This is a genomic window from Achromobacter sp. D7-1 (assembly GCF_059760445.1).
Genome location: NZ_JCBAMT010000008.1, coordinates 1 through 13,084, shown reverse-complemented (window position 1 = coordinate 13,084; position 13,084 = coordinate 1). Strand labels below are relative to the sequence as shown.

Below are 13,084 nucleotides of genomic sequence, written 5' to 3'. Positions count from 1 at the left end.
CGGGTTCAGGCCGCGTGCGCGGCAGACTGGGAGGACTCGATGCCGAAGTCCTGCGGGAAGTGGTTCAGCGCGGACAGCACCGGGTAGGGCGCCATGCCCCCCAGCGCGCACAGCGATCCGCCCAGCATCGTGTCGCACAGGTCGCGCAGCAGATGCACCTGCTGTTCGCGGCCAGGGCCGCCCGCGACGATCTTGTCTATGGTTTCCACGCCGCGCGTGGAGCCGATGCGGCAAGGCGTGCATTTGCCACAGGACTCGATGGCACAGAACTCCATCGCGTAGCGCGCCATGCGCGCCATGTCGACGCTGTCGTCGAAGGCCACCAGCCCGCCGTGGCCGACCATGGCGGAGATCTGGATGTAGGCCTCGTAGTCCAGCGGCACATCCCATTGCGATTCCGGCAGATAGGCGCCCAGCGGGCCGCCCACCTGCACCGCGCGCAGCGGGCGGCCGGAGGCGCTGCCGCCGCCAAAGCCGTACAACAGGTCGCGCAGGCTCAGGCCGAAGGCTTTCTCGACCAGGCCGCCGTGCTTGAGATTGCCGGCCAGCTGGAACGGCAGCGTGCCGTGCGAGCGGCCCACGCCGTAGTCGCGGTAGTAGGCCGCGCCCTTGGCCAGGATGATGGGCACGGTCGCCAGCGAAATCACGTTGTTGATCACGGTGGGCTTGCCGAACAGGCCCGAAATCGCCGGCAGCGGCGGTTTGGCGCGGACCACGCCGCGCTTGCCCTCGAGGCTTTCCAGCAGCGAGGTTTCCTCGCCGCAGATGTAGGCGCCCGCGCCCTTGCGCACTTCCAGGTCGAAGCGGCGGCCGCTGCCGTGCACGTCGTCGCCCAGCCAGCCCACGCTGCGCGCCCGCGCGATGGCGGCTTCCAGGGTGTCGATGGCTTGCGGATATTCGGAGCGCACGTAGATGTAGCCGTAGGTCGCGCCCACCGCCAGGCCGGCGATGGTCATGCCTTCGATCAGCACATAGGGGTCGCCTTCCATCAGCAGGCGATCAGCGAAGGTGCCGGAGTCGCCTTCGTCGGCGTTGCAGACGATGTACTTCTGGTCGCCGGGAGTGCCGGCCACCGTCTTCCATTTGATGCCGGTCGGAAACGCCGCGCCGCCGCGGCCGCGCAGGCCCGAGGCCACCATTTCATCGACGATCTGCCCCGGCTCCATCGTCAGGGCGCGTTGCAGGCCCTGCAGGCCGCCATGGGCGGCATAGTCCTGCAGCGACAGCGGGTCGGTCACGCCGACGCGGGCGAAGGTCAGGCGTTCCTGCTGCTTCAGGTAGGGGATTTCTTCGGTCAGGCCCAGGCGCAGCGGGTGCTCGCCGCCGGCCAGCCAGTCCGCGTCGAACAGCGCGGCCACGTCCTCGGGCTGCACCGGCCCGTAGGCGATGCGGCCTTGCGGCGTGGCGATTTCGACCAGAGGTTCCAGCCACAGCAGGCCGCGCGAGCCGTTGCGCACGATCTGCACCGACAGGCCGCGGGCGTCGGCGGCGCGTTCGATGTCGCGCGCGACCGTGTCCGCGTCCATGGCCAATGCCGCGGCGTCACGCGGCACGTAGATGACGATAGGAGCGCTCATGACCGGTCCTCCAGCGTGCGGGCCAGCAGACGGTCCAGCTTTTCCGGCGTGACGCGGGCATGAGGCCGGCCGTCGATCATCACCGCCGGCGACTGGGCGCACAGGCCCAGGCAGTACACCGGCTCCAGGGTGAAATCGCCGTTCTTGCTGTTGGCGTGGAAATCACAGCCCAGCGCCGTGCGCGCATGCGCGGCAAGATGTTCGCCGCCCATGGCCTGACAGGCTTCGGCGCGGCAGACCTCCAGGGTATGGCTCGCCGCGGGTTCGCTGCGGAAATGGGGATAGAAGGTGATGACGCCGTGGACCTCGGCGCGGGACAGGTTCAGGGCCTCGGCGATGGTCTGCACCGCCGGGGCCGGAATACAGCCCAGTTCATGCTGGACCGCATGCAGCACAGGGAGCAGCGGGCCGGGCTGGTCCTTCAACCGGGCGAGTATGCGGGCGGTGGCCGCGATGGCCGGGGTGGGGGACGCTTGGGCCGCGTCCAGGGCCATCTGGCCGCCGCGGGCGCCGCCGCTGGACGCCAGATCGGATGTTGCCTCGCGCTGATGCACGTCGGTCTCCTCCTGTGTTGCTGTAGGGTCGGGCTGGATTTTGTTGGGTTATATGTTTTTAAAAGCATATAAAAACCCTTCCAGCCGCATTATTTGTGTACTCTAGCGGGGTAATTCACCGTCTTCAATAAGAAATAAATGACATATAAGTTCCGTATCGGCTTGCGGCCGCAATGGAGCCTGGGCGGAGACGACGACCCGGCGCCCGTACCGCTGCAGGACATGCTGGCGCTGCTGTCGGCGATCGACGCCACCGGCAACATCGCCGGCGCCTGTCGCGCCTGTGGCCTGTCGTACCGGCACGCCTGGGGCGTGCTGCGTCGTTTCGAGGCCATTTTCGGCACGCAATTGCTCATCACCAACCGCCGCCAGGGCACGCAGCTGGCGCCTTTCGCGCAGCGCCTGCTGTGGGCCAACCGCCGCATCGAGGCGCGCCTGATGCCAACGCTGGACAGCATGGCGTCGGAGCTGCAGGAAGAGCTGGAGCGCCTGCTGCCCGAAAGCGGCCCGCACCTGCGGCTGCACGCCAGCCACGGTTTCGCGGTGGAATCGCTGATGCAGCACATGGGCAACCGCAAGCCGGGCCTGGAACTGCGCTACCGCACCGCCATCGAGGCGCTGGCCTCGCTGGAGCGGCACGAGTGCGACCTGGCGGGCTTCCAGGTGCCGCTGGGCGATTTCGAAGCGCCCATCATGGAACGCTACGCACAATGGCTGCACGCGGACGAATACATGCTGATCCATCTGGCGGTGCGCAATGCCGGCCTGTTCGTCACCGCCGGCAATCCCAAGCAGATACGCGGCATGGCGGACCTGGCGCGGCCCGACGTGCGCTTCGTCAACCGCCAGATCGGCTCCAGCACCCGTTACCTGGTGGGACTAATGTTGCAGCGGGCGGGGGTCTCGATCAGCGAGGTCCAGGGCTACGAAACCAATGAATTCACCCACATGGCCATCGCCGCGCATATCGCCAGCGGCATGGCCGACACGGGCGTGGGGGTGGAGACGGCCGCCTGCCGCTTCGGCCTGGACTTCATCCCGCTGGTGCGTGAGCGCTACTTCTTCGCCATCCGCAAGTCCTCGCTGGAAACGCCGGCCATGCGCGACCTGCTGTCCATCATGCGCAGTCCCGACTACGTCGGCTACGTCAGCCAGCTGGCGGGATATGACGCCCAGGATACGGGCCGGCTGCAGTCCTTGCAGGAGGCTTTTCCATGAGCGCGGAACGCGATGCGCCGGGATATGATGTCCCCATGAGCAAAGTGATTTTCCTCGCCGATCGCCGGACCGGTCCGCTGGCCCCTGCCGTGCCCGGCGAACTGCCGCCGCACGGACAGCCGGCGCTGGACGCGCGCACGCGTCCCCTGCGCGATCTGCGGATCTCGGTCACGGACCGCTGCAACTTCCGTTGCACCTACTGCATGCCGCGCGAAGTCTTCGACAGCAGCTACACCTTCATGCCGCATGCGGCGTTGTTGTCGTTCGAGGAAATCAGCCGCCTGGCCGGCATCTTCACGCAGCTGGGTGTGGAAAAGATCCGCCTGACCGGCGGCGAACCGCTGCTGCGCAAGCACATCGAGAACCTGGTGGGCCAACTGGCGGAACTGCGCACGCCTGCGGGCCGTCCGCTGGACCTGACCCTGACCACCAACGGCAGCATGCTGGCGCGCAAGGCCGCCGCGCTCAAGAGCGCCGGACTCACGCGCGTGACCGTCAGCCTGGACGCGCTGGATCCGGCCATGTTCCAGGGCATGAGCGACAGCGGCTTCACGCCCGATGACGTGCTGCGCGGCGTCGACGCCGCGGCCGAGGCCGGGCTGGCGCCGGTCAAGGTCAACATGGTGGTGCGGCGCGGCCTGAACGACGGCCAGATCCTGCCCATGGCCGAACGCTTCCGCCATTCCGGCCACATCCTGCGTTTCATCGAATACATGGACGTGGGCAACACCAACGGCTGGAATCTGGCCGAGGTGGTGCCCAGCCAGGAAGTGCTGGACCGCATCGGCGCGGCCTACCCGCTGGAGCCGGTGGCCAGTGGCGAAATGGGCCGCGTGGCCGAACGTTGGCGTTACCTGGACGGCGGCGGCGAGATCGGCGTCATCTCCAGCGTCACCCACGCCTTCTGCGGCGGCTGTACGCGCGCGCGCCTGTCACCGGAAGGCAAGCTCTTCCTGTGCCTGTTCGCGCACGACGGCTACGACCTGCGCGCCCCGCTGCGCGACGGCGCCAGCGATGCCGAACTTGCTGGCATCATCGCGGGCATCTGGGCGGGCCGCAACGACCATTACTCCGAGCTGCGCGGCCGCAACATGGCCGATCCGGCGCGCAAGATCGAGATGAGCTACATCGGTGGCTGAAGCCTCGCCCGCGATCGCACCCGCAGGAATCGCCGGCTTGATCCTGGCCGGCGGCCAGGGCACGCGCATGAACGGACAGGACAAGGGCCTGGTGGCCCTGCGCGGCGAGCCCATGGTGGCGCACGTCGCGCGCCGCCTGGCGCCGCAAGTGTCGCGCCTGATCATCAGTGCCAACCGCCACGAGGACCTTTATGCCCGGTACGGCGAGGTGCTGCGGGACGGTGAAGCCGAACTGGGCGCCTGGCAAGGACCATTGCTGGGTATCGCCGCGGGCCTGGCCGCGGCGCGGGAAGACGCATGGCTGGTGGTGGTGCCTTGCGACACGCCGTTCCTGCCCCAAGACCTGGCCGTGCGCCTGGTCGGCGCGGCCGAGTCCGCCAAGGCGCCGATGGCTTATGCGATGGCCGGCGGGCAGCGGCATTCGGCCTGCATGGCCCTGCGCACCTCGCTATTGCCCAATCTGCTGGCGTACCTGCGAGCCGGCGACCGCAAGGTGGGGCTGTGGCAGGCGAGGGCGGGCGCGGTCGAAGCCTGCTTCGACGGCGCGCCCGAGGCCTTCATGAACGTCAACACGCCAGAGGAACTGGCGCAGGCCGAGCGCTACGCCAGCCAGTGACGCAGGTCGTAGTAGGCGACCCGATCCTGGTCCTGCACTGGCACGTCGGCCGGCAGGCGGGCCAGGCCCGTGGCCCAGGGCAGCGAACTGATCACGCCCGAACCCTGGTGGCCGTAAGGCACCAGTTCGGCGCTGCCGTCGTCGGCCAGGCGGCGCTGCACGCGCAGGAATTCCTCGCGGCTGTCCTGGCGCGGATGCTCGGTGCGCAGCGGCAGCTGGCTGGTCGGCGGGAACAGCGTGTCGCGGCCCTGCATGCGGCGCATCAGCGGCGTCACCAGCAGGGTGAACACGGCGTAGGCCGACACGGGATTGCCGGGCAGTCCGACCACGGGCTTGCCGTCGATCTGCGCCAGGGCCACCGGCTTGCCCGGCTTCATGCGCACCTTCCAGAGCGCGAGTTCGCCGCCCAGCGAGGCCAACGCGGGCTTGACCAGATCGCGTTCGCCCACCGACACGCCGCCCACGCTAACCACCAGGTCGCAATCGGCCAGCAGCGTCTTGAAGGCGGCCTGCAGGTCGGCCTCGGTGTCGCGGGCGTGCAGCACGTGCACCGGCAGGGCGCCCATGCCGCGCGCCAGCGCGGCCAGCATGGGGCCGTTGGAGTTGTAGATCTGTTCGGCCGCGCGTGGCTGGCCGGGCAGCACCAGCTCGTCGCCGGTGGTCAGGATGCCCACGCGCAACTGGCCGACGACCCGCACGCGGGCCAGGCCTTGCGAGGCTAGCAACGCCACGTGAGCCGCTTCCAGCACGGTGCCCGCGGCCAGCAACGGCGCGCCGGCCATGGTGTCTTCGCCGCGGCGGCGGATGTGCTGGCCGGGCTTGGGCGCGCGCGAGATTTCCACCTGGCCGTCGGCTTCGGTAGTGTCTTCCTGCATGACGACCGTATCCGCGCCTTCCGGGATCAGGCTGCCAGTGAACAGGCGGATGGCGTGGCCGGGTTTGAGCGGCTCGGGCATTTCGCCGGCATAGCAGCGCTGCTGGATGGGCAGGCGCACGCCGGCGCCCCAATCCGCCACGCGCAGGGCGTAGCCGTCCATGGCGCTGTTGTCGGCGGGCGGGATGTCCACGGTGGCGTTGAGGTCGGCGGCCAGCACGCGGCCGGCGGTATCGGCCAGGCTCACCTCTTCGCTGCGTTGCAGCGGACCCGCGGCATTGGCCAGCAGGGTCTGGGCTTGATCAAAATCCAGCATGGGTCAGTTGTCTTCTTCGCGTTGCTTGAAATGGGTGGCGAAATTGCAGGGGCGGTGGCTGCTGTCCAGCTGTTCGCGGATGATCTGCGACCAGGCGGTTTCGCAGGCATTGTTGGACCCGGGCAGGCAGAAGATCAGCGTCTGGTTGGCCGAGCCGGCAAAGGCGCGCGACTGGATGGTGGAGCTGCCGATCTCGGTGTAGGAGATCTGGCGGAACAGTTCGCCGAAGCCGGGGATCTCGCGGTCCAGCAGGGGCATGATGGCCTCGGGCGTATGGTCGCGATGCGAGAAGCCCGTGCCGCCCGTGGTCAGGATCACCTGCACCTCGGGATCGGCGATCCAGTCGCTGATGACGCGGCGGATCTGATAGATGTCGTCCTTGACCAGGTCGCGGCGCACGCACTGATGGCCAGCATGAGCCAGGCTGTGGGCCAGCAGGTTGCCGGAGGTGTCGTCGCCCGCGCTGCGGGTGTCGCTGACCGTCAGCACGGCGCAGGCCAGCGAAACAAGGCTTTCGTCGCTCATGGATTCTCCTCTTCTATCTTCTAGACGGTGGTGTCTTCATCCCAGGACTGCGTGCGGTCCTGGTCGGATTGGCGTTGCTCCACCCAGAAGCTGTTGCCGCCCGCGAGGGTTTCGCGCTTCCAGAAGGGCGCGCGGGTCTTGAGCGCGTCGATGATGTATTCGCAACCGCGGAAGGCGTCGCCGCGGTGGGCGCTGGCGGCCGCCACGAAGACGATCTGGGCGTTGCGGTGCAGCGCGCCGACCCGGTGCACGATGACCGTGCCGTCCAGGTTCCAGCGCGCGCGGGCAGTCGCGGCGATTTCTTCGAGTTCGCGTTCGCACATGCCCGGGTAGTGTTCGAGAAAGAGCGTGTCGGTGGGCGTGTCGGGCGCGTAGTCGCGCACATAGCCCACGAAGGTGACGATGCCGCCCACGCCCGGGCCGGCGCTCTCCCGCAGCGCGGCCGTGAGCGCGGCGCCGTCGAAATCGGCTTCCTGGACGCTGATCATGGCGTTCAACCTCCGGTGACGGGTTCGAATACCGCGACCTCGTCGCCCGCGCGGATGGGCGCGGACGGCTTGGCGTGGGTCTGGTTGATGGCCAGCTTCAGGCGCGCGGAGGGCGCCAGCTGGGGGTAGCGTTCGCCCAGCGCGGCAAGCAGCTGCGCGCCGGTGGACTCGGCCTCCAGGGGCCAGGCTTCGGAGCGCTTGCCAACCAGTTCGGCGACGCGCGCGAAGTAAAGAAGATTAATCGTTGCGCCATTCACCGCTTTTTCCTCCTGCCTTGTACTTAAGGCGAACTTGCTCGATGACGATGCCTTTGTCGGCAGCCTTGCACATGTCGTAGATGGTCAGCGCGGCAACGCTGCAGGCCATCATGGCTTCCATTTCCACGCCGGTCTTGTAGCTGGTGCGGCAGGTGGCCAGCACGTCGATGCGATGCTCCGCGTCGTCCAGCGAAAACTCGACGCCGACGAAGGCCAGCGGCAGGCTGTGGCACAGCGGGATGGTGTCGGCGCAGCGCTTGGCGGCCAGGATGGCGGCGACGCGGGCGGTGTTGAGGACCTCGCCCTTGCCTTGGCCCGGCTGGGTCAGGAGGCCGTAGGCGATGGCGTTCATGCGCACGCTGGCGGTGGCGATCGCCACGCGCTCGGTGTCCGTCTTGGCGATCACGTCGACCATGCGGACCTGTCCGGCTTCATCCAGGTGGCTCAAAGTTGGGGTGGGCGTGGACATGGGAATCGGGAGCGATAATTGTTAATGATTGAAAAGGGCGGTCCCGGCTGGCCGGATCGGCCCATCGATACGCCTATGATAGACGAGCAGTGCAGGGGGCGCGATAATCGCGCCTGTAGTCATTAGAAGGACGGAAACGCTCGCCCTTCAATTCGTATCAGGAGACGCGCAATGCCCTTGCGGATGCCCAAGCTTCGGTTCACCCGCCGGGTCGGCAAGATTCTTCTGGGTATCGCGGCATTCGTACTTATCCTTTTCGGGGTTGCCGCCTGGCAAGTCCCCAAAGTGCTGCACAACGTCCTGGTGCAGGACGTCTCCAAGATGATCGGGCGGGACGTCTCCGTCGGCGACATCAGCTTCAATCCCTTCACGCTGACCGTCCGGGCGCGCGATCTGGCCGTGGCCCAGCCCGATTCGCAGACGCCGCTCTTGACGCTGGCCGAGCTGGACGTCAGCGCGGCCTGGACTTCCCTGTTCTGGTTTGCGCCGGTAGTCGATCGAATGACGCTGCGCGAGCCTAACATCGCCATCGTCCGCGAGGACGTCACGCGCTTCAATTTCTCTGATATTCAGCAACGAGTGGCCGAATTGACGGCCGCCCAGCCCGAGGAACCGGCCAAGCCGGACGAAGGGCTGCCGCGTTTTTCGCTGAACAACATGGTGATCGAGAACGGCTCGATCACGCTGGACGACAAGGTCACCGGCCGCAAGCAGGTGGTCGATGAAGTGGGTGTGGGCGTGCCGTTCATTTCCACTTTCGGCTACGCCACCGACATCGACGTGCAGCCGCGCGTGCACTTGCGCATCAACGGCAGCCCCTTCGATTTGAACGGTGTGGCGCGCCCCTTCGACAAGGTGCCCTCGTCCACGCTGCGCGTGGCCTTCAATGGCCTGCAGTTGGAAAAGTGGGCGGACGTCTGGCCCATGCCGCTGCCGTTCAAGGTAGAGAGCGCGCTGCTGGATTCGAACCTGCAAGTGGTGTTCGAGCAGCCCAAGGACGCGCCGCCCAAGATCCGCGTGGTTGGCGACCTGGGCTTGCGCCGCCTGGACCTGCGCGACACCACGGGCGCGAACCTGGCCGCCTGGAGCGCGCTGACCGTCACGCGCCTGGAACTGGAGCCCATCGCGCGCCATGCCTATGTGGGCGAGGTGGGGCTGTGGGCGCCGCAGATCCATGTGCGCCGCTACGCCAATGAAAATCTGAACTGGCTGGACGTGGTTGCCGGGCTGAAGCGGCTGGGCGGCGTCGAGCCGACCGCCACGCCGGTGGCCGACAAGCTGCGCAAAGCCAGCGGCCTGGATCCCGCCAAGGCGGGAGACAAGGCAGGTCCGGGCGCCGCCACGGCCAAGGCCACGCCGGCCGCGACGGCAACGCCGGGATCCGCCGTCAAGGGCGCCGCTCCGGCAACTGCCGCGACGAAGGGTGCGCCTTCCGCCCCTACGTCCCCGGCCGTGCCGGCTGCATCCGCGGGCGCGCCCGCGGCAGCCTCCGCGCCTGCCGCGACGCCATCCGACGCGCCTGCCGCCGCTAGCGCTACCACGGCGGCCAGCGCTCCCGCCACTCCGTCCGCCACGACTCCCGCAGAGCCTGCCACCGCTGACTCCGCAGCTCCCCAGCCGGCGCCTGCGCCTGCGGAATGGAAGGTCGAACTGGACGCCTTCAACCTGCACGAAGGAGAGGTCTACGTCACCGACGCCGTCAGCAAGCTGGACTACGTGATGACCGGCCTGGCCGCGACGGTCGAGGGCGTGGCCCTGCCGCAGGTGCCGGGCCAGCCCATCAATCTGTGGCTGACCATGGATAACAGCACCGACGGCGGCTGGCTGCGCGCCAAAGGGCCGCTGGTCCTCAAGCCGCTGTCGCTGGAACTGGGCGTGCGCCTGGGCAACATCGCGTTGGCGCCCCTGGCGCCGGCCGTGCGCAACGCGGCGCCGATCGCATTGCTGGACGGCCGCCTGGCTGCCAGCGCGCAGGTCCATGTGCAGGAAAAGAACGGCGCGGTGGATGCGTCCGCCAGCGCCGTGCAGGCCGACCTGACGCAGTTCAAGGCCCGCGACGAATCTCTCAAGCCCGCCGTGGACATTGCGCTGCAAAGCTTGCGCGTGACCGCCGACCGCCTGGCCATGGGGCCGGGACAGAGCAACTTTACCCTGGCCGCCGCCGGCATCCAGGGCAACGGCAAGCTGGATCTCAAGGGCGCATTCACGCCGCAGCCGCTGACCGTGAAAACCTCGGTGGACCTGTCCGAACTGAACGTCGCGTCGTTCGCGCCGTACGCCGCCTCCAGCCTGAACGCCACGGTGCGCGCCATCACGCTGGGCGCCAAAGGCAACGCGGAGTTCGCCGCCGCGGCCGGTTCGGCGCCAATGAAGGTCAACTGGAAAGGCGGCGTCGAAGTCACCGGCGTGGACCTGCAGGACCGCGTCAACAAGGACGACTTCCTGAACTGGAAGCGCCTGGGCTTTACCGGCATGGACATCTCGGTGGCGGGCGACAAGATCGGCGCCAAGCTGGGCGATATCGCGCTGGAGGATTTCTACGGGCGCGTGCTGCTCAATGCGCAAGGCCGCCTGAACGTCATGGACTTGGTGGCGGCCCCAGGCCAGGCCGGCGGCTCCATCACCCAGGACACGCAGACGCCCGGCCGCAGCGCCGCGCCGCCGCCCGCGGCGCCTGCCGCCAAGGGGGGCGGGGGCATGCCCGATATCTCGGTGAATAGCGTCACCCTGAACCGCGGCCGCATGACCTTCACGGACCGCTTCGTCAAGCCCAACTACGTGGCCGAGCTGTCCAGCATCGAAGGCTCGATCACGGCGGTGTCGTCCACCAATCCCCAGCCCGCCAAGGTCAAGGTCACCGGCCGCGTCTACACCACCGCGCCGCTGTCGATCAGCGGCGTGGTGCAGCCTTTCGCCAAGTACCTGTCGCTGGACCTGAAGGCCTCGGCCAAGGGCGTGGACCTGCCGCGCTTCAACACCTATTCCGCGAAGTACGTGGGCTACCCGATCAAGCGCGGCAAGCTGTCGGTGGACCTGGAATACAAGATCAAGGACCGCGCGCTGCAAGCCACCAACCATGTGGTGCTCAACCAGCTGACCTTCGGCGACAAGACCAACAGCCCCGACGCGACCAAGCTGCCGGTGCTGCTGGCCGTGGCGCTGCTGAAGGATTCGCGCGGCAACATCGACATCAACCTGCCGATCTCCGGTTCGTTGGACGACCCGGAGTTCTCGGTGGGCGGCATCGTGGTGCGCGTGCTGCTGAACCTGGTGGTCAAGGCCGTCACCTCGCCCTTCAGTCTGCTGGCCTCGGCCTTTGGCGGCGGCGAGGAGCTTTCCTATGTGGAATTCGCGCCCGGCAGCGCGGCGCTGACCGAGGACAGCCAGCAGCGCATCGATACGCTGATCAAGGCGCTGACGGACCGCCCGGCCCTGAAGATGGACATCAGCGGCCGCGCCGACCCGAAGACCGACATGGAAGGCCTGCGCCAGGCCTGGGTGGACGGCAAGATCCGCGCCGCCAAGGCTGCCGACGTCACGCCGCGCGGCAAGAAGCCGAACCCGGCGGGCGTCGAGGTATCGGGCGCGGAGCGCGCCAAGTACCTGGAAGAGGTCTACGACGACACGGACATCAAGGACAAGCCGCGCAACTTCATCGGCATGTCCAAGTCCGTGCCGGCGGCGCAGATGGAGGAGATGCTGCGCAGCGTGGCGCCCGTGGGCGACGAGCAGTTGCGCCAACTGGCCGATGCGCGCGCGCAGGCGGTTTATGAGAAGCTGCAAGCCCAGGAAGGACTCGCGGATCGCGTGTTCATCGTTGCGCCGCAACTGGACGCGGATGGCATCAAGGACGAGGGGCAACCCTCGCGCGTGGACTTCTCCCTGAAGTGAACCAGGCTGGTTTGGGAGGCGGCGCCCAGCCGCCCCTGCCGGCTTTTTGCCAGGAGATTCTTGATGAATGACCAGGATGCGCACTTCGACAGCCTGCTTCCGCCCTTGCGGCTGAACCGGCGGGGTTTCATGGCCACCACGGTGGCGACGGGTTTTTCGCTGGCGGCCGGGCAGGCCGTGGCGCAGACCGCGATCACCACTGACGCCAACGGTCTCGTGGCCGGAAAGGTGGACATTCCGGTCAAGGACGGCAAGATGCCCGCGTACCGGGCGGCGCCCAAGGGCAAGAAGGACCTGCCGACGGTGCTGGTGGTGTCGGAAATTTTCGGGGTGCACGAGTACATCCAGGACGTGTGCCGCCGGCTGGCCCACCAGGGCTACTTGGCCGTCGCGCCCGAACTGTTCGCGCGCCAGGGCGATCCGTCCAAATACACCGAGATCCCCAAGCTGCAGGCCGAAATCATCGGCAAGGTGCCGGACGCGCAGGTGATGTCCGACCTGGATTCGGCTGCGGCCTGGGCCGCGTCCAATGGCGGCAATGCGGACCGGCTGGGCATCGTGGGCTTTTGCTGGGGCGGGCGCCAGGTCTGGCTGTACGCCGCCCACAACCCGAAGCTCAAGGCCGGCGCGGCCTGGTATGGCCAGTTGGCCGGGCAGCCTTCGGACCTGAAGCCCAAGTCGGTGCTGAGCCAGGTGAATGAGCTGAAGGCGAAGGTGCTGGGGGCTTATGGCGGCAAGGACGCCGGGATTTCGATGGCGGACGTGGACAAGATGCGGCTGGAACTGGCGCAGGGGCCGGCGGCGGCGAAGGCGTCGCGGATCGATGTGTATCCGGACGCGCCGCACGCGTTTCATGCGGATTATCGGCCGTCTTATCGGAAGGCGGAGGCGGAGCAGGCTTGGACGCGGATGTTGGATTGGTTCAAGCAGAACGGGCTTTGAGACGTGTTTCTTTGGACGCGGGTTGGGAATGTAGGCCTACATAGGTAGTTTTTATATCTATGTAAGTGTTCTTTTCTTTGCGTGGATTTATACGGGTTCGTCGCAGGTTTTCGTAGGTCGCCCGTCGTCGCGGGCGGCGTGGCGGCTCGCGCCCACGATTGCGGTCCGGAGCGTTCGCTCCGGACTGCCCCTTCGTCATCCTCGTCACCGCCTATGGC

The 13,084-nt window shown here is 67.5% G+C and carries 12 protein-coding genes; 5 read left to right on the top strand and 7 right to left on the bottom strand.

Annotated features, from left to right (window positions below; genetic code table 11):
- Positions 1-5: 5 nt before the first annotated feature.
- Together AC6LKD_RS05380 and AC6LKD_RS05375 are read right to left on the bottom strand one after the other, a co-directional pair.
- Positions 6-1,577 (bottom strand): formate dehydrogenase beta subunit, encoded by a 1,572-nt coding sequence (locus AC6LKD_RS05380; protein ID WP_013395793.1) that lies wholly within the window; start codon positions 1,575-1,577, stop codon positions 6-8.
- Positions 1,574-2,131 (bottom strand): formate dehydrogenase subunit gamma, encoded by a 558-nt coding sequence (locus AC6LKD_RS05375; protein ID WP_498115462.1) that lies wholly within the window; start codon positions 2,129-2,131, stop codon positions 1,574-1,576. The genes AC6LKD_RS05380 and AC6LKD_RS05375 overlap by 4 nt, the downstream gene beginning before the upstream one ends.
- Before the next feature lie 138 nt (positions 2,132-2,269).
- On the opposite strand from AC6LKD_RS05375, the gene AC6LKD_RS05370 reads away from it, so the two are divergent.
- The 3 genes from AC6LKD_RS05370 to mobA all read left to right on the top strand — a co-directional run bounded on the left by AC6LKD_RS05370 (position 2,270) and on the right by mobA (position 5,104).
- On the top strand, positions 2,270-3,349 hold the full coding sequence (locus AC6LKD_RS05370) for a substrate-binding domain-containing protein (protein ID WP_013395791.1): 1,080 nt from the start codon (positions 2,270-2,272) through the stop codon (positions 3,347-3,349).
- A gap of 35 nt (positions 3,350-3,384) precedes the next feature.
- Positions 3,385-4,488 carry a GTP 3',8-cyclase MoaA gene (moaA, locus tag AC6LKD_RS05365; RefSeq protein ID WP_207465651.1) on the top strand — a complete coding sequence of 368 codons (1,104 nt, stop codon included), beginning with the start codon at positions 3,385-3,387 and terminating at the stop codon, positions 4,486-4,488.
- 67 nt (positions 4,489-4,555) lie between these two features.
- Complete coding sequence (gene mobA / locus AC6LKD_RS05360) at positions 4,556-5,104, top strand: molybdenum cofactor guanylyltransferase MobA (protein WP_498115516.1); 549 nt, start codon at positions 4,556-4,558, stop codon at positions 5,102-5,104.
- Here the strand turns inward: mobA and AC6LKD_RS05355 are convergent.
- The 5 genes from AC6LKD_RS05355 to moaC are packed head-to-tail and all read right to left on the bottom strand — an operon-like array spanning position 5,089 to position 8,033.
- Positions 5,089-6,294: a molybdopterin molybdotransferase MoeA gene (locus AC6LKD_RS05355; RefSeq protein WP_498115461.1), complete on the bottom strand. Its 1,206-nt coding sequence runs from the start codon at positions 6,292-6,294 to the stop codon at positions 5,089-5,091. The two genes, mobA and AC6LKD_RS05355, sit on opposite strands and share 16 nt — an antisense overlap.
- Positions 6,295-6,297: 3 nt before the next feature.
- Positions 6,298-6,819, bottom strand: coding sequence for a molybdenum cofactor biosynthesis protein B (gene moaB / locus AC6LKD_RS05350; RefSeq protein ID WP_498115460.1), 522 nt, complete (start codon positions 6,817-6,819; stop codon positions 6,298-6,300).
- A gap of 20 nt (positions 6,820-6,839) precedes the next feature.
- Positions 6,840-7,307, bottom strand: coding sequence for a molybdenum cofactor biosynthesis protein MoaE (locus tag AC6LKD_RS05345; protein ID WP_498115459.1), 468 nt, complete (start codon positions 7,305-7,307; stop codon positions 6,840-6,842).
- A gap of 5 nt (positions 7,308-7,312) precedes the next feature.
- Positions 7,313-7,564 carry a MoaD/ThiS family protein gene (locus AC6LKD_RS05340; protein ID WP_013395785.1) on the bottom strand — a complete coding sequence of 84 codons (252 nt, stop codon included), beginning with the start codon at positions 7,562-7,564 and terminating at the stop codon, positions 7,313-7,315.
- A complete protein-coding gene (moaC, locus tag AC6LKD_RS05335) occupies positions 7,545-8,033 on the bottom strand; it encodes a cyclic pyranopterin monophosphate synthase MoaC (RefSeq protein ID WP_041654266.1) in 489 nt (162 codons plus the stop codon). Before moaC ends, AC6LKD_RS05340 begins: the two co-directional genes overlap by 20 nt.
- A 171-nt stretch (positions 8,034-8,204) precedes the next feature.
- Between moaC and AC6LKD_RS05330 the strand changes: the two genes are divergently transcribed.
- Positions 8,205-11,924: a DUF748 domain-containing protein gene (locus AC6LKD_RS05330; RefSeq protein WP_498115458.1), complete on the top strand. Its 3,720-nt coding sequence runs from the start codon at positions 8,205-8,207 to the stop codon at positions 11,922-11,924.
- A gap of 63 nt (positions 11,925-11,987) precedes the next feature.
- Positions 11,988-12,866: a dienelactone hydrolase family protein gene (locus AC6LKD_RS05325; protein ID WP_013395782.1), complete on the top strand. Its 879-nt coding sequence runs from the start codon at positions 11,988-11,990 to the stop codon at positions 12,864-12,866.
- The last annotated feature ends 218 nt before the right edge of the window (positions 12,867-13,084 follow it).

Excerpts from the sequence above, each read along its gene's own strand:
- AC6LKD_RS05380 (WP_013395793.1), bottom strand. The coding sequence starts at position 1,577 with ATGAGCGCTCCTATCGTCATCTACGTGCCGCGTGACGCCGCGGCATTG.
- AC6LKD_RS05370 (WP_013395791.1), top strand. The coding sequence starts at position 2,270 with ATGACATATAAGTTCCGTATCGGCTTGCGGCCGCAATGGAGCCTGGGC.
- moaA (WP_207465651.1), top strand. The coding sequence starts at position 3,385 with ATGAGCAAAGTGATTTTCCTCGCCGATCGCCGGACCGGTCCGCTGGCC.
- mobA (WP_498115516.1), top strand. The coding sequence starts at position 4,556 with ATGAACGGACAGGACAAGGGCCTGGTGGCCCTGCGCGGCGAGCCCATG.
- AC6LKD_RS05355 (WP_498115461.1), bottom strand. The coding sequence starts at position 6,294 with ATGCTGGATTTTGATCAAGCCCAGACCCTGCTGGCCAATGCCGCGGGT.
- moaB (WP_498115460.1), bottom strand. The coding sequence starts at position 6,819 with ATGAGCGACGAAAGCCTTGTTTCGCTGGCCTGCGCCGTGCTGACGGTC.
- AC6LKD_RS05345 (WP_498115459.1), bottom strand. The coding sequence starts at position 7,307 with ATGATCAGCGTCCAGGAAGCCGATTTCGACGGCGCCGCGCTCACGGCC.
- moaC (WP_041654266.1), bottom strand. The coding sequence starts at position 8,033 with ATGTCCACGCCCACCCCAACTTTGAGCCACCTGGATGAAGCCGGACAG.
- AC6LKD_RS05330 (WP_498115458.1), top strand. The coding sequence starts at position 8,205 with ATGCCCTTGCGGATGCCCAAGCTTCGGTTCACCCGCCGGGTCGGCAAG.
- AC6LKD_RS05325 (WP_013395782.1), top strand. The coding sequence starts at position 11,988 with ATGAATGACCAGGATGCGCACTTCGACAGCCTGCTTCCGCCCTTGCGG.